The 21,883-nt window shown below is 68.5% G+C and carries 23 protein-coding genes and 3 pseudogenes; 11 read left to right on the forward strand and 15 right to left on the reverse strand.

The features are described 5' to 3' along the window. Window positions 1-337: 337 nt before the first annotated feature. The 3 genes from P3T35_RS38950 to P3T35_RS38960 are packed head-to-tail and all read right to left on the reverse strand — an operon-like array spanning window position 338 to window position 2,966. Complete coding sequence (locus P3T35_RS38950) at window positions 338-829, reverse strand: hypothetical protein (protein WP_101378208.1); 492 nt, start codon at window positions 827-829, stop codon at window positions 338-340. Between the two features lie 2 nt (window positions 830-831). Continuing rightward, entirely contained in the window at window positions 832-2,550 is a 1,719-nt protein-coding gene (locus P3T35_RS38955) for an alpha/beta hydrolase (protein ID WP_101378209.1), read from the reverse strand. Window positions 2,551-2,552: 2 nt separating this feature from the next. Then, entirely contained in the window at window positions 2,553-2,966 is a 414-nt protein-coding gene (locus P3T35_RS38960; RefSeq protein WP_143676660.1) for a hypothetical protein, read from the reverse strand. 598 nt (window positions 2,967-3,564) lie between these two features. On the opposite strand from P3T35_RS38960, the pseudogene P3T35_RS38965 reads away from it, so the two are divergent. Continuing rightward, window positions 3,565-3,743 (forward strand): annotated as a pseudogene (locus P3T35_RS38965) (IS6 family transposase); the annotation flags it as partial. 424 nt (window positions 3,744-4,167) lie between these two features. Here the strand turns inward: P3T35_RS38965 and P3T35_RS38970 are convergent. Continuing rightward, a pseudogene (locus P3T35_RS38970) lies at window positions 4,168-4,299 on the reverse strand (IS3 family transposase); the annotation flags it as partial. Between P3T35_RS38970 and P3T35_RS38975 the strand changes: the two are divergent. After that, on the forward strand, window positions 4,282-4,560 hold the full coding sequence (locus P3T35_RS38975) for a transposase (RefSeq protein WP_280709648.1): 279 nt from the start codon (window positions 4,282-4,284) through the stop codon (window positions 4,558-4,560). The pseudogene P3T35_RS38970 and the gene P3T35_RS38975 sit on opposite strands and share 18 nt — an antisense overlap. An 82-nt stretch (window positions 4,561-4,642) precedes the next feature. On the opposite strand, the gene P3T35_RS38980 is transcribed toward P3T35_RS38975, so the two are convergent. After that, the gene (locus tag P3T35_RS38980; RefSeq protein WP_143676661.1) at window positions 4,643-5,233 is read right to left on the reverse strand and encodes a hypothetical protein; all 591 of its coding nucleotides are present in this window, start codon (window positions 5,231-5,233) and stop codon (window positions 4,643-4,645) included. A 788-nt stretch (window positions 5,234-6,021) separates the two neighbouring features. Here P3T35_RS38980 and P3T35_RS38985 point away from each other — a divergent pair. Continuing rightward, window positions 6,022-7,284 carry an IS256 family transposase gene (locus P3T35_RS38985; protein WP_101384715.1) on the forward strand — a complete coding sequence of 421 codons (1,263 nt, stop codon included), beginning with the start codon at window positions 6,022-6,024 and terminating at the stop codon, window positions 7,282-7,284. Between the two features lie 59 nt (window positions 7,285-7,343). Here P3T35_RS38985 and P3T35_RS38990 read toward each other — a convergent pair whose 3' ends face one another. Next, entirely contained in the window at window positions 7,344-7,553 is a 210-nt protein-coding gene (locus tag P3T35_RS38990; RefSeq protein WP_101378212.1) for a hypothetical protein, read from the reverse strand. A 463-nt stretch (window positions 7,554-8,016) separates the two neighbouring features. Between P3T35_RS38990 and P3T35_RS38995 the strand changes: the two genes are divergently transcribed. After that, complete coding sequence (locus P3T35_RS38995; protein ID WP_280709651.1) at window positions 8,017-8,184, forward strand: hypothetical protein; 168 nt, start codon at window positions 8,017-8,019, stop codon at window positions 8,182-8,184. Between the two features lie 511 nt (window positions 8,185-8,695). Here P3T35_RS38995 and P3T35_RS39000 read toward each other — a convergent pair. Next, the gene (locus tag P3T35_RS39000) at window positions 8,696-9,073 is read right to left on the reverse strand and encodes a hypothetical protein (protein WP_143676662.1); all 378 of its coding nucleotides are present in this window, start codon (window positions 9,071-9,073) and stop codon (window positions 8,696-8,698) included. A gap of 88 nt (window positions 9,074-9,161) precedes the next feature. On the opposite strand from P3T35_RS39000, the gene P3T35_RS39005 reads away from it, so the two are divergent. After that, complete coding sequence (locus P3T35_RS39005; protein ID WP_180356226.1) at window positions 9,162-9,629, forward strand: hypothetical protein; 468 nt, start codon at window positions 9,162-9,164, stop codon at window positions 9,627-9,629. Between the two features lie 30 nt (window positions 9,630-9,659). Next, window positions 9,660-9,875 (forward strand): hypothetical protein, encoded by a 216-nt coding sequence (locus P3T35_RS39010; RefSeq protein WP_180356227.1) that lies wholly within the window; start codon window positions 9,660-9,662, stop codon window positions 9,873-9,875. 266 nt (window positions 9,876-10,141) lie between these two features. On the opposite strand, the gene P3T35_RS39015 is transcribed toward P3T35_RS39010, so the two are convergent. Then, window positions 10,142-10,804: a DUF4097 family beta strand repeat-containing protein gene (locus P3T35_RS39015; protein ID WP_101378217.1), complete on the reverse strand. Its 663-nt coding sequence runs from the start codon at window positions 10,802-10,804 to the stop codon at window positions 10,142-10,144. Between the two features lie 156 nt (window positions 10,805-10,960). Continuing rightward, complete coding sequence (locus tag P3T35_RS39020; protein ID WP_280709653.1) at window positions 10,961-12,547, reverse strand: HAMP domain-containing sensor histidine kinase; 1,587 nt, start codon at window positions 12,545-12,547, stop codon at window positions 10,961-10,963. Window positions 12,548-13,067: 520 nt separating this feature from the next. Between P3T35_RS39020 and P3T35_RS39025 the strand changes: the two genes are divergently transcribed. Further along, the gene (locus tag P3T35_RS39025) at window positions 13,068-13,394 is read left to right on the forward strand and encodes a hypothetical protein (protein ID WP_101378218.1); all 327 of its coding nucleotides are present in this window, start codon (window positions 13,068-13,070) and stop codon (window positions 13,392-13,394) included. A gap of 328 nt (window positions 13,395-13,722) precedes the next feature. On the opposite strand, the gene P3T35_RS39030 is transcribed toward P3T35_RS39025, so the two are convergent. Beyond that, window positions 13,723-14,193 (reverse strand): hypothetical protein, encoded by a 471-nt coding sequence (locus tag P3T35_RS39030; protein ID WP_101378219.1) that lies wholly within the window; start codon window positions 14,191-14,193, stop codon window positions 13,723-13,725. Window positions 14,194-14,335: 142 nt separating this feature from the next. On the opposite strand from P3T35_RS39030, the pseudogene P3T35_RS39035 reads away from it, so the two are divergent. Both P3T35_RS39035 and P3T35_RS39040 read left to right on the forward strand, forming a co-directional pair. Next, window positions 14,336-15,207: pseudogene (locus P3T35_RS39035) on the forward strand (IS5 family transposase). After that, entirely contained in the window at window positions 15,204-15,608 is a 405-nt protein-coding gene (locus P3T35_RS39040; RefSeq protein WP_101378220.1) for a hypothetical protein, read from the forward strand. Before P3T35_RS39035 ends, P3T35_RS39040 begins: the two are co-directional and overlap by 4 nt. A 185-nt stretch (window positions 15,609-15,793) precedes the next feature. Here P3T35_RS39040 and P3T35_RS40535 read toward each other — a convergent pair whose 3' ends face one another. Both P3T35_RS40535 and P3T35_RS39045 read right to left on the reverse strand, forming a co-directional pair. Then, window positions 15,794-16,357 carry a DUF4236 domain-containing protein gene (locus P3T35_RS40535; protein WP_180356228.1) on the reverse strand — a complete coding sequence of 188 codons (564 nt, stop codon included), beginning with the start codon at window positions 16,355-16,357 and terminating at the stop codon, window positions 15,794-15,796. Between the two features lie 161 nt (window positions 16,358-16,518). Continuing rightward, complete coding sequence (locus P3T35_RS39045) at window positions 16,519-17,187, reverse strand: hypothetical protein (protein ID WP_101378222.1); 669 nt, start codon at window positions 17,185-17,187, stop codon at window positions 16,519-16,521. A gap of 467 nt (window positions 17,188-17,654) precedes the next feature. Here P3T35_RS39045 and P3T35_RS39050 point away from each other — a divergent pair, with 467 nt between their 5' ends. Both P3T35_RS39050 and P3T35_RS39055 read left to right on the forward strand, forming a co-directional pair. After that, window positions 17,655-18,746 (forward strand): PIN domain-containing protein, encoded by a 1,092-nt coding sequence (locus P3T35_RS39050; protein ID WP_101378223.1) that lies wholly within the window; start codon window positions 17,655-17,657, stop codon window positions 18,744-18,746. A gap of 33 nt (window positions 18,747-18,779) precedes the next feature. Further along, on the forward strand, window positions 18,780-19,397 hold the full coding sequence (locus P3T35_RS39055) for a hypothetical protein (protein WP_143676663.1): 618 nt from the start codon (window positions 18,780-18,782) through the stop codon (window positions 19,395-19,397). Here P3T35_RS39055 and P3T35_RS39060 read toward each other — a convergent pair. From P3T35_RS39060 to P3T35_RS39070, 3 genes are all read right to left on the reverse strand, one after another. Further along, window positions 19,386-19,532: a hypothetical protein gene (locus tag P3T35_RS39060; RefSeq protein ID WP_180356229.1), complete on the reverse strand. Its 147-nt coding sequence runs from the start codon at window positions 19,530-19,532 to the stop codon at window positions 19,386-19,388. The genes P3T35_RS39055 and P3T35_RS39060 overlap by 12 nt on opposite strands. An 86-nt stretch (window positions 19,533-19,618) precedes the next feature. Continuing rightward, entirely contained in the window at window positions 19,619-20,263 is a 645-nt protein-coding gene (locus P3T35_RS39065) for a dihydrofolate reductase family protein (RefSeq protein WP_101378225.1), read from the reverse strand. A gap of 1,061 nt (window positions 20,264-21,324) precedes the next feature. Next, entirely contained in the window at window positions 21,325-21,696 is a 372-nt protein-coding gene (locus tag P3T35_RS39070) for a hypothetical protein (RefSeq protein WP_280709658.1), read from the reverse strand. Between the last annotated feature and the right edge of the window lie 187 nt (window positions 21,697-21,883).

Raw genomic sequence — 21,883 nt, forward strand, 5'->3', positions numbered from 1 at the left:
GGCTTCTTCTTCCCCATGCTCTCCATGATGGACATCATCCTTACCGGGGCCGAAGCCCCTGATCAGGGGTGTCCGTCAAAGCGAATCAAGCCCAGATTGGGCGACACCACGACACGTGGCCCGCGCTCACGAGCGCGCGGGCCACATTGCACTACCGGCAGACTGCATTGCCTCCCAGGCTGTGCCCGCGTCCGCTGCCCCGTCTGCGCCGAAGGTGCCTGCACATCAACCCAAGACGCTGGCCGGGTTCACTTCTGCCAGAAGGACTGACTGGTCGCTGAAGCGGTGGCACGGCTGCGCTGAGTTTGACCAGCAGCGCAGCCGTGACCGCAGGCGGCTACGTCCCAGGCCCGGAGGTTCCGTTGGGCCAGACGCACGGCGAGGCGACGGAGAGCGTGAGCGTCTTACTGGCGTCCGAGCTCTCCTCCATCATGACTGTGAAGCCGTTCGACTTGTTCTTGAAGAAGAGGTCGGTCCCCATGGTGCCGGTCTGGTCGAAGCCCAGACTGCTCATCTCGGTCTTGAGTGCCTGGAAGATCGCGGGGTTGCCTTCGGGATGGTCCGCCGCGACCGTCGAATCCGTGCTGAGCTCGACTCGTCCTTTCGGCCCCGGGATGTCGGCCGTCTCGCATCCAAGGCTCGACGGTTCCTTGGTCGATGACTGAGGCTTGCCCAGGAGGGCGGTCAGGATCTGCACGTCGTATGACGTGACCTGCTGGGCCGCCTGGTCTTTGGTCATGGTCGGCTTCAGCTGCTGGTCGCTGAGCCCGCAAGACGCCACCGCCACCATGGCCAGGGCGGTGACGACCGTGCTCCGCAGTCCGCGCATGCTCACCACTTGCCCGAGATGATGCGCCCCATGGCGTCCAGGGACTGTCCCTTTTCCCAGTAGTCGGAGTGACCGACACCCGGGTCTGTGGGGATTTCGTGTCCGCCGAAGTGCTGGTTGGCCGGGTCCCGTCCGAAGGCCAGGTGGTTGTCTTCCGCACTGTGGTATCCGACGTAGCCGCCGAATCCGTTGGTGAGCGTTGATCCGACATCGCTCGCGCCGTCCTGGGCCCACTGGAGGGGGTTCTCCGAGCGGGCGTAGTCGATCGCATCGGCGTCGCCCCGCCCTGCCCAGACCTTGTTCGGGTCGATTCCGAGGCCGCTGGCGGTGTCGACGCCGGTACCGGGGCTTCCGACGAACATTGCGGCGTCGACCGGCAGGCCCTTGTCGCGCATCGCGTACCCGACCGTGGTACTGCCGTAGCTGTGCCCGATGATGGTCTGGTACGCAGGCGTGCCCTCGTGCGTGGTCCGCAACCCGAGCTCGAAGTTGCGCAGCTTGTCCTCGGCGCCGAGGGCGTACTTGTCGTCGGCGGCTTCCGGGATGATGCTCTGCGGCGCGTCGTAACCGACCCAGGTGACCGACGCGGTGGTCTTGCTCTGATCGGCGCTCTCTGCCGACGAGACCATCCGGTCCGACCGTGTGATGTCATTGTTGATGCTGCCGAGCCGCGCGCCCGTGCCCGGTACGTACGTCACCACGTTGTTGGCCGTGTCCGGGTTGTTGACCGCGACGATCGCGTGGCCGTGGCCGTTGGTGTCGAAACCAAGGAGATATGCGGGCGGGCTGCCGTTCTTCCCATCCGAGTCGAGCCGCGTCTGGATGGCGTTCATGCCGTCGAGCTTTTCCGTGAGATCCTCGTACTTCTCACGCCACGCCTTGTGTTCAGCGCTCTCGACATATGACGTGTCTCCCGGAATCAGCTTCTCCACCGGTTCGGGACCGAGCTTGTCGAGCTGCGCCTGCAACTCGTTGCGGCTCTGGGTGAGCGTGAGGCGGTTGGCCTCGTCGCGGGCCACAGCGGGCACACCGTCGAGGCCGCCCACCTGATCCGGGTGGTTGTGGATCAGGTCGTGCTGCTCGGCGGGAGTCAGCCCGGCCCACCATGCCTTGACCTGGTCCGGTGTGGACCCCTTCGGCGGCAGGTTCTCGCGAGCTGCATCGGCCTGCTGGTCCTGCCCTGCGGTGACGCTGTCAAGGCCCGTGCCGTTGGTGGCGTTGTCGGTGAAGTGCTTCAGTCGCGCGGCGATCAACTTGTCGGCCTGGTCGGCCTCGGTGAGGGCACCACTGATGCGGTCACCGATGTAGGACGCCTGAGCTTTCTTCGGATCCGTAGCCGTGTCCGAGGCCGCCGCGGCCGGGTCCTTGTCCCAGGTCATGCTCCCGTCCGGCTTGACGGTGATGCCGGCGGCCTTGGCATCGTCGAGCGCCTGCAGCAGCTGCGCCTGGGCCAGCGCGAACGACTCGGCAGCGTCACTCAACGTTGCGCTGATGAGATTCAGCTCGTCATGAGCGGCCTGCAACTTGCTGGTGAACGCCGCGAGATCGGCCCGCACCTGGACGGCTGTGCTGCCGGTCCACTGCGACTTCTGCAGCCGGCCGGTCACCTGGCTTCGCCAGTCGTCGACATGGTGGCCGAATGCCGTGACCAGGCGCCCGTATGCGAGCTGGGCGCTCGTCAGGTCGACGAGGTTGGCGTTGCTGAGGGTGGCGATGTCCATGCCTATGCCACCTGCTCCCACGGGTGCTTGGGTGCGGTCTGCGTCGGCGTGCCGGTCGGTCCATTGACCAGGACCGTTCCGAACGGATCGCTGGCCCCGGTCGACTTGTAGGACGCGGCCGAACTGCTCGGGGCCTGCGGTGCCGTCAGAGCAGACGCGGCGTCCTGGTCGCTCTGACGGTAGTTCTGCGCCATCTTGATCAACTTGCCGCCATAGCCGTCCATGTCACCCGAAAGTCCGCCGACCAACTTCTGCCAGCCGTACGTACAGTCATGCAGCGCAGCGCCGGTACCCCACCCAGCCAGCCCGCTCGATGCCTGGTCGCTCGGCGCGAGAACGGCGTTGAACTCGCCGGGGATCTGCTCGGCTATGGTCTGCGCACTGCCCCCAGCACCTGACAACTCGTCCGGGCTCACCGCAAAGCCGGCGTCCCCATTTGAAATCCCCATCTATCCCCCACGGTTATCGGCCCAGCCCCCCGGGCCTATCTCGGTACGATAGTACGCTGCGCAGTGGTCGGGTACCGCAGCGTCAGCTATCACGGACATGCCAGGACCGCGCACATGCTTTTCGCGGGTGCACGCACACGACGGTGTGCGCGCCCCGCGAAACGGTCGGTCGAGCCGCTGCACCCGTGACGCTGCTGGACGGCGCGCTGGTGACCAGTCACCGGGGTCTCCACCCTGACGCGGGAACAGCTGCACCTTCGCCAGTTGGGCGAGCACCACGACACGCTGCGCCGCCGCCCCGACCCCGGAACGCCCGGATGGCGCGGTGGTCGCCACCGTCGATCCCCTGCGTTGGAAGGGCCAGCCGGTTCGGGTCATCGACCTGACGCCCTGAAACCTGGCGAACCGTGCTGAGGTCAGGCCCTTGAAGCGGACCTCAGCTGAGCGGCTGCGGCGCAATGCGAACTGGGCGCACTCAAGACCTGCGCGCCGCGTCTTGTGGCGCTGTCACGTTGACCGAGAAGTGGGATGATCTTCGGGGCGGTCGTGGCTGGGAGGGCCTGTCGTGGGTGTCGTGTCACCGGCGTACAAGAGGCACCGGTACCCGGTCGAGGTCATCTCCCACTGCGTGTGGCTGTACTTCCGCTTCCCGCTCTCGTTCCGGGAGGCCGAGGAGCTGATGCTGCAGCGCGGCGTGATCGTCTCGCACGAGCTCCGGTGCGCCGCTGGTACGCCAGGTTTGGCCAGGCCTACGAGCATCCCCGGCCCGGCCCCACCGAACACCACCCGGTTCACCACCACGCTCTCAATTCCTGGTCGTAGCCGGCGTGTTGTGAGCTTGATGGACGTATATTGGCAGCCGTGGTCGGCGTGGTGCACGAGCTGGCCGGGGGCGACCCCGCGGCTGGCCAGCGCGTATTCCAGCGAGGTGAGGACCAGGTCGGCGTCCGCACGGGCGGAGGTCTCCCAGGCCACGACCCGCCGGGAGTAGGCGTCCCGGATCGCGGAGAGCCACAGTGGCCCCTCGCCGGTGGGGATCATGGTCAGGTCGGTGACCCACAGCCGGTTCGGTGCGGGCGCGGTGAAGTCGCGCCGCACCAGGTCTGGTGCCGGCTCGGCGCCCGGATCTTGGCGGGTGAAGCCCTTGCCCGCCCGGCGGGCTGATTCCTTGCAGGCCGGCTTCGCGCATCAGGCGTTCGACCCGCTTGCGGCCGACGTGGACACCCTCGCGCTTGAGGGTGGCGTGCACGCGCGGCGAGCCGTAGATCCCGCCGGACTCGGCGTGGACCTCGCGGATGCGGCCGGTCAGCTGCTGGAGGTCACCGTCACCCCCGCGAACGTGCACGACTCGGTGGCCGCCCCGGAACTCATCGACGCGTTCATGGCCGAGCCCGGGCGCCTGCTGAAACTGGTCTGGGCGGACACCGCCTACCAGGGCCCGGCACTGGCGGAGGCGTTCGCGGCGCACGGCGTCGGGGCCGAGGTCGTCAAACGCCCCGACGGGACCAGGGGATTCATGGTGCTCGCGCGCAGGTGGGCGGTCGAGCGCACACTGGGCTGACTCTCACGGGCCCGGCGCCTGAACCGCGACCACGAGCGCCGACCCGACCACCACACGCAGATGGTGTGGTGGGCCGGCTTGATCACGCTGACGCGGAAACTGGCGAAAGAGCGTGTTCACTGGCCGGAGTTCCGGCCCGAGCGCCTGGACCCGCGGCCGGCCTGAACAGGCCCCGCTCACGAAGGAGCCAGCCGCGCACCTCCAGCGCATAGGCACGATGGCGCACCTTCTCCACCTCGTTCAACCGCGCCGAGTCCCGCCCCAGTGCCCGGGTCAGCTCCTGCGCCGTCACCGGCCCCGACGCGGCCAGCGCCGTCTCGAAGACCTGCCGGTAGGCCCCGCACAGCGCATCGGCGCCCAGTCCCGTCCGCCAGACCGGCGGCCGGGCATCATAGCCTTCCCGCAGCACCGGGCCCGTCGGAACCGCGCCGGCCACACGCACGGGTTCCTCCACCACGGCCGGCGCTGGTGACGCCCCGTCACCCTCCTGGCCCGCAGTCGGCCCTTCGGCGAACATGCGCGCCACCTCCTCGCGGGCGATCCGCGCGTGCTCCAGTCGCTGCCGGGCCGCTTCCGCCTGCACCTCGGCCTCCCGCAGCATCTCCAGCCAGGACTCCAGATCCTCCCGGGCCCGCGCCTCCCGGACTTCCAGCAATGCGATCACCGACGGCACTCCGCACCTCCACGACCAGACGAACCCTCCGCTGGTTGCCCGCAGCCCGCCACCCCGACACCGCGACCACCCGAAAGCTGCTGATCATCGAGCTGCAGACCGGTTCACCACCACGTCTCAACACAACTGACCAACACCAGGTCAGAACGCCATCAGGCACTCCCATCCCCAAGAAGCCCCACACCACAGGAACCACCCACCTACCTGATAACCCCAGCTCACACGCACCCCGCCTGACCACAACCAACGAGCATGGACAGGCGACCCATCGCCAGACACCCCCAGGGCGCTCATGAAAAGGTCTAGACAAATCGGTTAGGTCGGCCATTTCACGCCCCAAAACCACAACAGGTCACAGGCGCGCCGATCCTCCACCGGGTAGAGCTTCGCGTGGAGCACCCGGTCCTCCCACCACAGGTCATCCGAGGTGGAGACCAACGCGGCGACCCGCTCGCGCTTGGTCGGGGCAGGCAGCACCAACGGGCCCAAACCCTTCGCGGCACGGTCGTGTTCGCAGTCCGGGCGCTCGGGTGCCTCCGGCGCCGCCTCGGTACGCGGCTCCCAGCCAGCACCTTCTGCTTTCCGGAGTCGTACGTGAGCACCAGGCCCAACTTTCGGTAGAGGTCCGCACGTTCCGCCGGCTCAGTGCGGCTGAGGGGGGAGTGTCATGAATCAGGTGGACACCCTGATCAAGGGAGACACTGATGAGCTCGCTGACGGATCACCAGATCGGGTCGGTTCCCGACGGGTCGGTTTCGTCGGAGTCGGAAACTGCCGATGCCTTGGGCATGGGTCCGAGGAAGAACACGGGTGCGTCGGATGTGGTGGCGTCGGTCGCCGAGCTGGCGGCCGAGCAGGCCCGGGCCGGCGGGATGCAGCTGCTCGGCGAGGGCGGACTGCTGCAGCAGCTGACCCGGCACCTGCTCCAGGAAGCACTGGAGGCCGAGATGGACGAGCACCTGGCCTCGTCCGCGGGGCAGGGCCGCTCGGCGCGCAAAGGCGGCAACGCGCGCAACGGCTACCGGATGAAGACCGTGATGACCGAGGCCGGGCCGGTCACGCTCGAGGTCCCGCCGGACCGGGCCGGCACGTTCGAGCCGAAGGTCGTGCCCCGGTACGCCCGCCGAACCGAAGGCCTGGACAACCTGGTCATCTCGCTGACCGCGAAGGGCCTGACCTCCGGGGAGATCGTCGCGCACCTGGCCGAGGTCTACGGCATGACCACCAGCAAGGAGACCGTCTCCACGATCACCGACCGGGTCCTGGAGAGCATGGCCGACTGGCGCACGCGTCCCCTTGACCCGGTCTATCCGGTGCTGTTCGTGGACGCCGTGAACATCAAGGTCCGCGACGGTCAGGTCGCCAACCGGCCCGTCTACGTCGTCCTCGGCGTCACGGCGGACGGCTACCGGGACATCCTGGGCCTGTGGACCTCCAGCGGCGGCGAGGGCGCCAAGTACTGGCAGTCCGTGCTCACCGAGATCAAGAACAGGGGCGTCAAGGACTGCCTGATCCTCATCTGCGACGGCCTGGCCGGGCTGCCCGACGCGGTCGCCCAGGTCTGGCCGCAGACCGTGGTGCAGACGTGCATCGTCCACCTGCTGCGGAACTCCTTCCGCTACACCTCCAAGCGGGACTGGGCGGCGGTCGCCCGCGACCTCAAGCCCGTCTACACCGCGCCGAACGAGGCCGCGGCCCTGGAGCGGTTCGCCGAGTTCGCCGCCGTCTGGGAAGCGTCCTACCCGGCCGTCGTGCGACTGTTGGAGCGGGCCTGGTCCGAGATGGTGCCCTTCCTGGCGTTCGACGCCGAGATCCGAAAGATCATCTGCACGACCAACGCCATCGAGAGCCTCAACTCCCGCTACCGCAGGGCCGCCGGCGCCTGCGGCCACTTCCCCAACGAGCAGGCCGCCCTCAAACGGCTCTACCTGGCCACCCTCGCGCTCGACCCCACCGGCCGCGGCCGCCAACGCTGGAGCAACCGCTGGATGGCCGCCCTCAACGCCTTCGACATCACCTTCGACGGACGCCTGTCGGTCGGACGGGCGTAGGCCACCTGGCCCACGCCCGACAGCAAGATCAACACCTAGTCCAACCGGGTGTCGTACACCTAGATCGTGATAGTCCCCAGCACGCTCGTGCCGGCGGCGGTTAGTCCGGCCAGTACCGCGCCGGGCACCGACCGGGTACTGAAGTAGGTCAGGCTGCCGGCGATCAGGCCGATGATGGCCGCCGGCAGGAGGACGGTGGCGGTGCGAAGCGTCAGGAACGGGGCGGGAGTGGTGGCGTAGTTCTGCGGTGTCGGGTCGGGCGTCGGCATGCTGTTCTCCATCGGGCTGCCGGGGCGGCGGCGTGGTCGTCCCCGCGGATTTCGGTCCGGCGGATGCCGACCCAGGAGCAGCGTGCGACTGGCTGCGGTAGTCCCGAAGTCGGGGGCGCGTTGTGGCGGGTAGAGTCCGGACAACTGCGGGTTGTCCGGGGATGTCCTGGACATGGGCCTGCTTGGGGGCGGGAGTTGACGATGGGCGAGCATAGGAGGGGCGGTCGGCCGTGGGAGCCGCTGTATGCGCAGACTCCCGAGGGCGAGGCGCTGGCGTTGTTCCTGCGGGCGCGGGTGGACGAGTGTCCGCTGACGATGAGAGCGGCTGCGGCGAGGATGAGGTACTCGCCTGCGCGGGTGGGGGACTTCCTGTCCGGCAGGCGGTCGCCCGAGCCGGACTTCGTGGCCGTGTTGTTGCGGGTGACGGTCCCTGATCCGCAGCGGCGAAGGCTGTTGCAGGCCGATGCCGACCGGCTCCTTCGCGCTGCCCGGAACCCGAAGGAGCGGTCCGGAGGCGATGAAGGCGGCCATGCTCTGGCCGGGCAGCTGGAGCGGGTGCGTGCGCAGCAGGGTCGACACCTATGAGCGGCTGACCCGTTCCTTGGAGCAGCAGGCCGATCTCCAACGATGAGTGAAGCCCAGAACGAACAGGTTGAGTTGGCGATCCAGACTTGGTCATCCGACCTGACCACGCTGGCCGATGCCTGCGCGGCTGGAGACGCTAGCACTGCGAACAGCGTGTTCGACCAGGCCAAGTCCGACGGGTCGGCCCTCCTGAGTGCCTGCAAGGCCACAATTGCCAGTCCCCCCGCGTCCTGACCTTCGCGGCGCTGATGCCCGGCACGATTTTCGCTGTCCAGCAACCGGACCTGGACGGTGAGGAACTCGCCAGTCGCCCGGTGGAACGCGTCGCCGTCCTGCGCGAGCAGCCGCGCCACGTCGCGGATTTCGGCGACCTCGTCGGCGACCCGCTTGTACTGACCGTTGGCGAGCGCCCGCTGTATGGGCGTCCGCTCCACGACCTGGCCGTTCCAGACTTGCCCGGGGAGTTCTCGTGCCGGCACGGCGCTCACCGTGCCGGACCAAGCACCCGGGCACGGCCTGTTCCCCGGTGCTTGGTCCGGCTCCTCCAGCGGGCACGATCAGCGGTTCGCCGTTCTGCGGAACCGGAACCAAGATCGGCCCGTTGTCGCTACTGGCCTTCGCTCTGCAACGTCCACCACAAGGTCGTCGACGGACCCCGCAGCGGGGAGTTCTCGGTCACGTTGCTTCTCAACTCGTCCGACCCGCTGCTGCTCTTCTTCGCCGGCCGGCGACTGCTGCCGCGCCGGGCCGCAGGCCTGCGCGCACCCACCCCCGACGCCGACGACCGTGGTCGTGTATTCCTCGCCGCTCTTGTAGTGCACGACGATCGAGAACCCGGCGCCCAGCGGGACCGTAAACATCGGCCAGGCCGACTTGTCGTGCAGCCGTTCCAGCATCGCGCCGGCATCACCCGCGTCCACACCGAAGGCCTCCACGGGCTCGCCCTCGCACAGCTCCACCAGGTGCGCGGCCCAGGGCGCGACCTACACCGGCACCCTGCCCGAGCTCGCGCCGGGCGAGCGGATGCCGCTGATCGCGGTGTTCGCGCTCGCGGCCGCCATGCCGTCCTGCGTGCTCGGGGAGCTGGCGCGCGAGCTCACCCTGCTCGCCGACGAACTGAACGCCGCTACCACCGCCGGCCACGCCGCCACCGCGGCCGCGAACAGCGCAAGCGCCGAGCAACCGTCCCCATCGACTGGTCATCAGCATCGGCCGGTGCGCGGGAGAATAGGCCAGGTGACCAGCCCTCAGCCGCCACAAGGCATACGCTCCCTCATCCCCACCTCCCGCACCCACGCGACGCCCGGCGAGCTCGCGGCCGCCCAGCCGCTGCACCTGCGCACCGCAACCATCCCGGTCCCGGTCCTCGCTGCGGCCGCCGCGCTGATCGCCCCGCACCTCGACGTCCCCGACCCGGCCACCCGCAAAGCAGCCAGCGCCGTCCACACCCGACTCCTCGCCGCCATCGAGGACGCCGCACCCGACCGGTAGCCAGCCGGCCCCGGTCTGGATAATCGCCGGATGACGACTCTGCCGAACGGCACGTGGATCAAGCGTGGTATCGAGACGATGTGCCGGTCCTGCCTGAAGAACCAGGAGTTCCCGCCCGGCGAGCTCACCAAGGACGGTGTCTGGGAGATCCGCACCTGCCCCAGCACGAAGTGCGGCGCACCGTGGAAGACCGAGGCGATGTACGCCTGCCCTCCGGGAGAGGCGACCGAGCCCGGCGCCTACTGATCGCGGGCCCGCCGGTCGGATGTCCCAGCCCCGCACCGAGCCGGTCGCATCGCCCGGCATGTGAAACCCGACGGGACCGAGGCCGTCCATGTGCAGCCACACATGGAGAAGGGAGGGCTCAGCCTCCTGATAGTCGTGCCAGGACTTCGTCACCCGCAGCAGGCATCTGCCAACCAGGCCCTCAGCGTTGATCACTTGTCGATGTGGGGCCCTGGCCGCCCGCACGGGGTGCGAGGCGGCCGGCTGGGCCTGCTGGTGGTGCTTGGTCAGAGGCTGTGGGCGGTGATGTCGCCGTTGGAGGTGGTGGCGCGGATGTCGAGTTCGGTGGTGCCGGTGTTCTTGAGGGAGTTGCTGACGCGGCCGTAGGTGGTGCCGGCGTCCAGGGCGGCCGAGACGCCCGCGGCGGCGCCGACGGTGATGCTGCCCGTCTGGATGCGCAGCTCGAGTGCGCCGCGCACGGCTTCGGTGATGCGGATGTCGCCCTGGGCGGTGGTGATCTGCGCGGGGCCGGTGAGTCGGCCGACCTCGACGTCTCCGTCGACCGCCGTCAGGCGCACGCTCGCGGCCTGCTCGATGCTGACCTCGCGGTAGGCGCCGTCGAAGGTGATGTCGCCCAGGCGGCCGGTGGTGAACAGCTCGCAGGCCTGTGTGCGGGCCTCGAGGTGGGAGCCGGTGGGCAGTTGGATGGTGACCTCCACGGCACCGTGGCCCAGGAGGGCGTTCTTGGGTTCGCCGGTCTGGATGCGCAGGATGCCGTCGGTGTAGGTGACGCTGGTGTGCTCGGCGCTGTGGACGTCGCGGCTCTTGGAGGGGTTGGCGGGCTGGACCTCGACGGTGGTGTCGGTGCGGTCGGTGGCGGTGAGTTGCACCCGGCCGGCCGGAACGGCCAGGACGACGCGGACCGGGGCGGGGGTGTCGAACGTGTGCATCGTGCTCTCCTGAGCTCGCTCGTTGCCTTTTGACATGGACGACGATCCCCGACCGTCCTGACACGCGGCAGCCACCGCACTGACACCGCCCCTGACACGGCGTCACCCCAGGAAGACGGCAGTTCAACGGCAACCGACCTCGATCCGCGCGACGTTTTACACGGCTGGTTCTGTGTCATCCGCGCCAGGGGCTGACGGTGTCGGTGACGGGGGTACCGATGCTCCCGGCAGCCTTACGGTCGCCAGCGCACCGCCGGTGGCGCCGTCCGGTCCCAGGTCAACGGAAGTCAACGACACTTTGCCGCCGGCCTCGCGGACGGCCTGCGCGACGATGGCCAACCCGAGGCCCGACCCGGGCATCTGCCGGGCCGAGGGTGACCGCCAGAAGCGGTCGAACACGTGCGGCAGGTCAGCTGCCGGGATACCCGGGCCGTGGTCACGGATGGTCAGAGTCCCGGAGCTCAGACAGACATCGATGGCCCCGCTGGACGGGCTGAACTTCACAGCGTTATCGAGGAGATTGATCACAGCGCGCTCCAAAGCGTGCGCGTCGGCCCGCACGTACCACGGGTTCACATCGACGTTGAACACCAGGCCCGGGCCGCGGAGCCGGGCCCGGTCGAGTGCCCAGGCGGCAACGTCGTGCAGCGGCACCACGACGAGGGACCTGGAGTCCTTGGCACTCGATGGTCGGGAGAGTTCCAACAGGTCACCGATGAGGGTGGAGAGTTCCACCATCTGCGCCTTCATGTTGCCGAGGATCTTGGTCCGGGTGGCCTCCGGCAGTGCCCGCCCGGTCTCTTCGCTGCGGACCATGAGATCGACGTTGGTGCGCAGTGAGGCAAGCGGGGTGCGGAGTTCGTGCCCGGCATCGGCGATGAGTCGTGATTGGCTGTCGCGTGAGTGGGCGAGTGCGAGGCTCATCGCATTGAAGGATTCGCTCAGCCGTGTGATCTCGTCGTGGCCGGAGACGTCGATGGTCACGCCCGGCTCCTGGGTTCGGGCGATGTGCTCGGCTGCCTGGGTGAGGCGGTCGACGGGGCGCAGGGCGGTGCGAGCGATCCAGAGGCCTCCTGCGGCTGCGGCGGCGATGACGAGGGTTGCCACGGCGCTCGTGATCAGGGTGAGCTGGTCGAGGGCGTCCTGCACGGGCTGCAGGGGTTGGGAGAAGGCCACGGCGGCGGTGGTGCTGTTTCCTTCGAACAGCACGGGGCCGAAGCTGACCACGTAAACGCGGACGGCTTTACCGTCCGTGGTAGTGCCGTTTCGGAAGTACGAGAGGGCTTCTCGCCCCGTGGTGCCGCTGCTGGCGACCGGCAGGTCGTCTTGAGCAACCGTCACCGCCCGGGAATCGCCCTGGGGGCAGGAGGAACCGTCGGCGGAGATCACTGTGGGGATGGTGTCCCTGGACATCCACTGCTGGGTGGCGATGCCGTTGCACCAGGCGTTCATGGCCTTGATCTGCGCCACGGGAGGGTTTTTGGTGTTCGGCGACCAGGAGTGTGCCAGTGTCTGGTCTACCTGGTTGATCATCTCGTTGCGAGCGACGAACCATCCGCTCACCGCGATGACCACCACCGCCAGCGACACCGCTGCTGCGGCAAGCAGGGCCAGTCGCCCGCGTAGAGTCATCCGGTTGAACCAGCTGCTCAGCCGCCGGATCAAAGCAGATCTTGTGGCGATCTGGCCTGTCGTCAGCATTTCGGCCTGAGCTCCCTGAGCATCTGCCCCGGTCCCGGTCATCGTCGTGTCTCCCCCCATGCGTTCACATCCGCCCCTACCGCCAGGAACGAGCCGACGCTCGAGACTCTGCTGCTGGCAGCGACCAGTCCTCTCCCGGGCCGTACGCCGCAAGCGCATCAAGCCGTTGGCCCTGAGCCTCGTGTCGATCAGCGGCAACGCCAGAGAACCTGCGACGACGGCTGCTAACTTCCGCGCTGCGGTTGGTCTGTTTCCATACAGAAGACCCTTGTCAGGGATGCTGTCTGATACAGCACGTGACGGCCCTAGCAACAAGATCGACCGGAACCTTGAGAAGTTGCTGAGAATTATCTGACAGTCAACTGAAAGTCTGTCAGCGAGCCTGGCATACACCGCAGAAGTGGACATCCAGGACCCCAACCTTGTCCGCCCGAGTACGGACACCAGGTCGGCGGGAACAGAGGCAGGGGCCGTGCGCGTGGTCCAAGCCAAGGATCATCCTCAGGGCCCCTGTGGGGGCTGCCGGCCTGCCACCACTGCGCAGGCATGGCACCGTGAACCTGTGAGGACCATCGCCGAGACCATCGCTCTGGTACCCGGGCTCCCGTTCAACCCCGACCGCTACCCCTACGAGTACGCACTCGATCTCGCCACCCAGCACGATGTCGTGCCGGCCGAATTCCTCAACGTGGCACGCTACGAGGAACGTGCCACGCAGCGCCCTGGTATCAAGCGCGGCCCGGATCGACGAGCTGTCGTCCGCAGGGCGATCCTGCGCTGGTGCCAGGCCGATGGAGCCTCACTGGAAGACGTCTACGGGCTCATGGCCGACCGCTACCTGCAGCTTCACAGTATCGACCGGGCCACCCTCCCTCCGCCCGCGAGGTGAACAGGGTCTTCCGGCAGCTCACCTGAGTAGAGCTTGGCGTGCAGCACCCGCTCCTCCCACCGGTCAGCGCCGACCTTCTCCGTCAGCTCCAACGGCGAGCCCGCATCACCGCATCCGGGAACAGCCAGTAGTCCAAGCGCACTGGGCCCTGCGCGTGACGCTCCAACAACATCACGAGTTGCCCCGCACTGTGCGCAGTTCCCCGCCGGACACCGCCCCGGACGGCGGGTGGCCACGAACCGGACATGAGTGGGACACGTGGCCACCCGGGCTGTCTTCCTCGTCATGACCGCCGGCCCGAGGTGACGGCCCCCCGATGCCGACGCCGCTACGCACCGCCCCGGATCATCGTCGCGAGCTTGGCCGCGGCGGCCCGCGCCCTGTCAGGAGCGCCGCCGAACGCCCCTGCGGCCAGCATGGGCCATTGCGGATCCGCCATTGCCACGGCGGCCTGAGCGGCGACCCGGTCAAGATCCCTGCGCAGCTCGGAACCCGACCAGCCCTGCGCGAGAAAGGTCGAGGCCGTGATGACGTCTTCCTTGCCGGACAGGTCCAGGTAGACGAGCAGTATCAGGTACTCGAGCCGGTCGAACGCGCCGCTGAACGCCCGGTCACTGTGGGCACAGGCCTCGCCGAGGGCATCGCGAAGATCGGCCCGCAGACGCGAGCTGTGCGCAGAGCGGTTGCTGACGCCTCCGGCTGAGACTTCCAGCCATCGCCCCTGGTCGAGGACGTCGTACGCCCGGACAGCCAAACCCACTTGGCGGGGAGCGTCCTCCGCCGGGTGCTTCCACGTCACCTCGGTGAGGAGCCGAGCCAGGATATCCTCACGGCCGCTGAGTGGGTGTTCTGCGAGTGCTCGGCTGACTCGCGGTAGTTGACGCCAAGGTGTCCGGTTTCTGGGCTTCCCAGTAGGCCGGGGATGCGGTGCCCTGGAGGACATGGAGGGGCGTGCGCCGTACCCCAGTGACCTTCCGGATGACGCCTGGGAGCTGATCCGGCCAGTCATCGCCGCCTGGAAGTCGAAGCATCCATCAGTCAGTGGGCACTCGGGCCGGTACGAGATGCGGGAGTCGTCAACGCGATCTTGTACCAGGCACGCACCGGTTGCCAGTGGCGCTATCTGCCCCACGACCTGCCACCCAAGAGCGCGGTGTACTACTACTTCGGGCTGTGGCGTGACGATGGCACCGCGGAGACCATCCATGACCTGCTGCGCTGCCAGGCCCGCGAGATGCGCCGTCGGCGCGAGGACCCCTCCGCGATCGTGATGGACTCCCAGACGGTGCGGTCCTCGGTGAACGCGCCCAAGGAGACGACCGGTCTGGATCCGGGCAAGCGGAGCCCGGGGCGGAAGAGAGGCATCGCCACCGATGTCCTGGGCCTGGTGATCGCCGTGGTGGTGGTCGCCGCGAGCGTGCACGACAACGCCATCGGCATCGCCCTGCTGGACAAGGTCGCCGTCACGGCTCCCACCGTGACGAAGGCGTGGGTGGACGCAGGGTTCAAGAACGCCGTCGTCGAGCACGCAGGCCGCCTGGGTATCGACGTTGAGGTCGCCCAACGCGCCCCAGGGGCAAGAGGGTTCACTCCCGAGCCCAAGCGATGGGTGGTGGAGCAGACCCTGGGCACCCTCATGCTCCACCGCAGGCTCGTGCGCGACTTCGAGACCCTGCCAGCCAGCTCCGTCGCGTGGATCCACTGGTCCATGAGCGACGTCATGATCCGCCGTCTTGCCCGCATCTCCACCCCCACCTGGCGCAGCCCGCCCCTGCTGGCGGCGGGCACCTTTGAGCAGCGGGAGCCTGGATGAAGGAACTCCTGGACAAGACCGAGACCCGGCGGCTGGTCCGTGAGACCGTCGCACGGCTGCGTGACGAAATCGCCCGCCTCGGCGAGCAACTCTCCGCTGCCGAAAGAACCTTGGAACGGTTGGAGATCACCCGTGAGACGGTGCTGGAACTGGCTGCCGAGGACGGTCGCCCACCACTCGTACCGCTCCCGCCCGGGTATCACGAGATCCTCGCCGCCATCGAGCCAGGCGCCGAAGGGCTCCGCGCCAAGGACATCTGCGAGGCACTCGGAGCCGGCACGGAGCCACGGCACATCGAAGGTATCCGGGCCAAGCTCAAGCGCCTGGTCAGCCGCGGTCTGCTCAGCGAGCCCGAGCCCGGTCTATTCACCCTGCCCCAACCGGAGACCCACTCACACTGAAAGCTGACAAAGCATCACAGAACACCCACTCAGAGGTCGCCCGAAGCGTCGGACTACCCGCAGGGGTGTAACTAGGGAGCCGGTCGGGTAATCGCGTCCGGTGAGGGGACGGGCACGACCGAGCGATAGTTCGGCACCGTTGAGGCCGAACGGCGCGGCCTGAGTCCCGTTGTACGGGAAGGCTTCTATGAGCGTCTGCATGACCACGTCGTCGTCATTGGAGCATAGCCGCGCCCACCGAGCGTCAACAGAGTCCTGAAGGCGCTTCCGCGTGCGCGCCGTTGGTCCCACTCGTCCTTCACCTCGGCTGCGGCACTGACGGCAGCTTGATGCTTCGCCTTGGTGCGGGCGGCGTGCTGGAACCGACCGATGCCCTGCAGTGCCGCCCGTTCATGGCAACGGCGGATCTCCCCTTCGTCCGGCGGATCCGGCGGCCCCAAGACTGGCCGCTCGACGGGGGCGAACCTGGCCCTGTGCCGATCATCGTTCTGGTGCAGGGCGGTAGCTGCTGCCTGGCCTTCCCCCTGCGCCGCCTGGCGACCGGCGGTCGGCGTCTGACCGCTCATACCTTTCGGTCGGCGGCCGCCTCCCAGTGAGGTGTAGGCGCCGACGGGCCCCGCGCCGGTCGAAATGCCCGCGCGGCCTGCGCCGACATGGATGCGAGCTGCCCGGGGTCCCACGCTTGTCCGTACTCCGCGGCTGGATGCACGGACTCGGACACCAGGAGCAATCTTGAACGAAAAGCCCATACCCCCAGGCTAGGCCGCACGTCGGCGTCCTCATCGGGTTGCCGTGTAGCGGCCGGGCCGCCCGTAGCGCCGCCACACGGGCCTGTGGGCCGTGCGCAGTCCGTCCGGGCGGCCGTGGTGGTGATCGTTCTCTGGGCACTGGTGGGCACCTGGGGGTGGGCTCAGCCAATGGCGGTTTCGGCGACGGCGGCGGCCGAGGTTCCGGTGCGCTGGGCCCAGGTCTGCACTGCGGCGGCCAGGGCGAGGGAGGCGCCGTCGGTGACGTGGATGCCGCCGTGCTGGACGACGAGCTTGTGGACTGAACGGTGCGCGCGGCCCTTGCGGGCGAGGGCGAGGATGTCGCGGGCGGCCCGCTCGCCGCGCCAGTGGCCCGGGGGCAGGGCGGTGTCTGCGAGCAGACCGGCGGGGGTGTCGCCGGTGGCGTTGGCCGACCAGGCGTCCAGCAGGGCCATGGCCAGGCCGGCGGCGTGCGAGGCGGTGACCGGCTGCGCTTCGGTGGGGTCCGGGCCGAGGGAGTCGAGCAGGCGGGCGGCGTACTCGGTCTCGCTGGCGGCGATCGAGGCGACGACCTGGCGCAGCAGTGCGGCCGCGTTGCTGCGGGCCCGTCCGGTCGGGGTGAACAGCGCTGCGTTGTAGCGGGCGACGGCGCGGTCCAGGGCGGCCTGGAGGGTGGCGAGGTCGGTCGGGTCGGTGTCTTCGGTGATGCCCTCGTCGGCGAGCAGCGGGGCGATCTCGCGCCACATCTCGTCGGCCATGCCTGTGCGCTGCTGGATGGCGATCAGGGCGGGAGGCTCGGGCGCGTCGAGTCGCAGGTCCGTCATGGCGGCCATGGTTGCACCTCGGTCTCGGCGGCTGGGCTCGACCAGGGGGATTCGCTCGAACGGGGACCGGCCGGAGCGGATCCGCTGCGTTGTGGGCGGTGACGGTGGTAAGGGCGTGGAGCCCGCCGGCCCTCGCCGACGCGCCGCCGACCCGACCGCCCACCCCGGGCGCGGGTGGGCGGTCGGCGGCGCGTCAGAAGGAGATCGCGCTCGGCGCGAGACCAGCGCAGCCACATCGACCCGCGCACCAGTGGGGAGTCGAGGACCGGGCGGCCCAGCCCGGCCCACGGGGGCGGGGCGGCTGCTGCACAGGGCCAGCTCCAGCCACCCGGCGGCGGTTCACCCGTGCGGCGGCTATGAGACCTGCGCCGCTGACATCCGTCTCGTGGTGAGCAGGCGTCCTGAGCTGAGAGACTGTCGTCCGGACCGCGCACCGTCAGCGACTTGTCGCTTCATTCGAGCAACCGGAGACGTCCGTGCTCATCATCGACACCAATGCTCTGACCCGGCAGGGTGCGGGCAACCCTCTCTGGGAGCAGCTCTACGCGCTCAAGGTGAGCGGGAAGCTGACCCCGGCCATCACAGAGGTGGTGCTCGTTGAGCTTCTCTCCCAACGAGAGAGGGAGTACGAAGCCGCGGTGACGAAGGCTCAGGACGCCTACGACGCTCTGCTGGCACTGAGTATCAACGACGACCCCGGTCTGCTCCACCGCCCCGCCCCTCTGCCCGTCACCGACCATGTGCAGGCATGGGAACAGCTCTACCGCCGCACCTTGAAGGTTCTGCCCCTTACCCTTGAGGCAGCAAGGGAGGGTCTGCGGCGCGAGGCCTACCGCGTCCTGCCAGCCCGTCCGAGCGGAAAGACCGCAACCGGCAGCCGGGACTCGGCGATCTGGATGACTGTCCTGGAACAGGCGCAGCTGATCAAACCCGAGCCAGTCATCTTCGTCAGCGAGAACCGCAACGACTTCGGCACGGGTGGGAAGCTGTTCCCTCGGATGGCTGCCGAGGTCGCCGCGGCTGGCGCCAAGGTCGAGTACCTGAACAGCCTCGACGATGTTCTCGCCAGGTTCGCTCAGCTGACGCCGCTGCACGACGACAGCGACCTGCGTGCACGGATCATGAGCCCGTCCACCCAGAGTTGGCTTCACCAGTACGTCGTCTCGCAGCTGACAGGCGAGCAGTTTGCAGGCTCGGTAGTCGACTTCGACGACCATGAGGCCCCGTTCATGGAGTGGGGCCACTTCACCGACTGGCTGCTCCCCCCCGATATCAAGGTCTTGAGCTGGACGGACGCAGCCCAGTACGTGATGGGCAGCAGCTCAACCAGGGCGGTGACGGTGCATGTTCTCGTCACGGGGCTCGCCAACAGGGTCCGCAACTACGAGACCGAGCCCGAACTCACGGCTTTCACGGCAGACATCCGCCTGCTCTTCGGCACCGACTCAGTCACCGCATTGTCGGCAGGCACTCCACAGCCGATCGCTGATGATGACAATGCCGAAGCCATCAAGCTGGCGTGGAAGATGGCCGACCGGACGCGCAGTTCTTCCTTCCCCTCTCGGTAGCGGCGCTGACGACCGACGGGCATGCTCCCAAGCATGACCTTCATCGACCGCTCTGTGGGCCGAACCGTCATGACCGTAGACGAGCTGATCGCCTGGGCACACGAGTGGGATCAGTACGACGCCAGCATCGACGGGCCGCACACGATGCCGTTCTGGTACAGGTCGGAGCGGTACGAAAACTGGTGGGGCGCCGGAGCCACCCTCGACCAGTGTCTCGGTCCAGCCGTTCGGCATGGTGTCCCAGCTGAGGTGGGGGCCGTGGCCGGCCTCACGCAGGTGCTGGAGCACGGCTTGCTCGATGGCGTGGGCCTCGACGCCGGTGGCGAAGTGCCAGTCCCGGGCGAGTACCCGGCCCGATCGGCGGTGGTGGTTGACCTGCTCGTTGCGGCCTGCGGTGCCGCCGATTCCGATCTTGACCACGTTGTGCTGGTGGTGCTGCATGACGTAGACGCGGGCGGGGGCGGTGAGGTCGAAGCCGTGGCGGGCACAGAACCGGCAGCCCCCGCCGGTACGAATCTTCAACACCGAGGCGCGGCCGCCCGCGTGACCGATGACCGCCGCCAGGTCGTCGATCTCGTTGGCGACCAGGTAGTCGTCGCTCCTGTCGTCGCTCGCAGCTCCGGCCGCGCCGGTCATAGGTCACCACGCTGAAGCCGGTGGCGAGTTCGGCGGCAGCCCGGCCACGGTCGAGCGGTCGTTGAAGGCGCCGCCGATCAGGATCAGCGGCGCGCCCTGGCCGATGGTGTCGACGGCGAGCGTGGTGCCGTCCTTGGAAGCGATGTTCACGGTCCTGCCCTGTCAGTCTCCGGAGTGTGCGAAGGTTTTCGGAGTGTGCGGAGCAGGGGGCCGGGCGCCGCCGGTGCGGGCGGTCGCTACGGCCGGGTGAAGGTCATGTGCGTGACGCCGCCGGTGGTGGTCACGGATTCGATGTGGAAGCGCTTCTCGATCCCCTCGAGGCCGTCCCACAAGCGCGTGCCGCGGCCGAGGACGATCGGGACGACAACGACGTGCAGGTAATCGATGAGGTCTTCGGCGAGGAACGCGCGGACCGTGGAGGGCCCACCGCCGACCCGCACATCCAGACCGCCCGCGGCCTCGCGTGCCTGCCGGAGCGCCTCCTGCGGGGTGGCGTCGACGAAGTGGAACGTGGTGCCCCCTTCCATCTCCACCGAGGGGCGGGGGTGGTGGGTCAGGACGAACACCGGCGTGTGGAACGGCGGATCGGCTCCCCACCACCCGGTCCAATCGTGGTCCTCCCACGGGCCGTGCTGCGGCCCGAACTTGCCGCGCCCCATGATCTCCGCGCCGACACCCGCGTTCCACGTGCGGGCCACGGCGTCGTCGACACCGGCACTGCCGCCGGTCACGCCGCGCATGTCGTGGAAGGTCCGGGTCTGGAAGAACCACTCGTGGAGCCGTCCGCCGGCGTGGCCGAACGGCGCGTCAAGGTCCTGCCCCTCACCGGTGCCGAAGCCGTCGATGGAGATCGAGAAGTTGTGGACCCTCACACGGGACATCACACGGCCTCCTTCCCTCGAACCGATGCGGACGTGGCCTGCGGATGCAGGCCGACCAGGCGCTTCATCTCGTCCTCCTCGTGGCTCTCGGGCCCCCGCTGGGCCCTTCAACCCCTTGGTCGTCGCCGACGCCGCCGTCTTGACATCCCCCGCCTCGACATTCGCACGTTTCTTCGCCGCCCCCATCGCGCCGTGATCTGCATCTGCGCGTCGTGTCCCTGCGGGGATCAACGCTTCCGCGAGCGCCACCGGTCACCGTGAAGACGCCTCTCCCCCGTGGAGACCCCGCCACATCACCCCATCACCGTATCGGGCGGCCAGCAGGCGTGCCCACCGGTGGCGGGGCGGCCTCGGCTCGCTCCAGGCTTGACGTCGTGTGGGGGAAAGCACGGGCGACGAAGAGCGCGGCGCAGCCGCGGCAGCACGGCGGACCCCCGGGTCACTTCTCGTCAGGGTCGCCGAGGTCCATCACCAGGAACGGGACCCTGCTGTCCGCCGGGCCGGTCTCGCCGAGGTCGTGGATGGTCACGATGTTGGGTGCTGCAGCCGGGCGGTGATCCGTGCCTCGCGCAGGACCTGGCGCGTGCCTCGTCACCTCGTTCTCCGCCGCCGGCGAGCTGGGAGACCACCTTAACGTCAGACGGTGAACCCGCCGTCGATGGCCGTGGTCGCTCCTGTGAGGCAACTACCGGCGGCACTCGCCAAACGGGCGACACCCCATGGTGCGCTTGATCTGCCGCGGCGTCATGACGCTCCTGGGTACGACCAGCGGTTGGTTCTCCGGCAAGACTAGGGTCCGCGACACCCGGTGAACTGCTGACCGCGAAAGCCCAGGCTGAAGGCCGCGTCGTCGTCGTGAAAGCCCTCGGCCCGGCCGACAGGAGGGTCGCTGCCGGCATCCGGCCGCGCCGGCCGCGGCGGTGGCACGAGCGGCCAGCACTGGGTCGGGGCCAAGGGGCGGGGCGGGTGCCGCAGAGCTCCCGCTCCCGCTCCCGCCCCGCAGCCCATCAGAGCGAGCACCGTGTCGAGGCCGGTTGGGCGCCTCCCTGCTCGCGGCTCGGTCAGCAGTACGGGACCGGGTCCGTCTCGCTGGAGATGTCCGTGTCCTTCATGAAACCCAGTCGGCCGTTGTCCGCCACGGTCATGAGCCAGCGGGTCGGGTGAGGTCCGCCGACCCAGGCCTGCCCGTCGAGCTTGCAGTAGAACCAGCTCGGGTTCGAGTTCATGTGCCCGACCACGGTGTTGGGGTCAGGGTAGAGGTGGTTGTCGCCGATCGTGCCGTAGACCGGCGCTCCCGAAACGTTGTTGCAGTACCACCTGTTGCTCTCGCCGGGCCAGCAGTTGCTTGCTGCCACCGCAGACGGTGCGATCACCACGCCCAGCCCCGCCGTGAGTACGGCGGCAGCGACGCCACCGCCGAGCGTCCGCTTCATCCCCATACGCCATCCCCTTGTTCTGTCGTCGGATTGGTGAGAAACCCATGCTCGCGAGACCCGGAACCGGGCGATCTCCAGCGCACCACACACTGGGCTTGATTCGCTTTGACGGACACCCCTGATCAGGGGCTTCGGCCCCGGTAAGGATGATGTCCATCATGGAGAGCATGGGGAAGAAGAAGCC

The sequence above is a fragment of the Kitasatospora sp. GP30 genome (assembly GCF_029892145.1).
Lineage (GTDB): Bacteria > Actinomycetota > Actinomycetes > Streptomycetales > Streptomycetaceae > Kitasatospora > Kitasatospora acidiphila.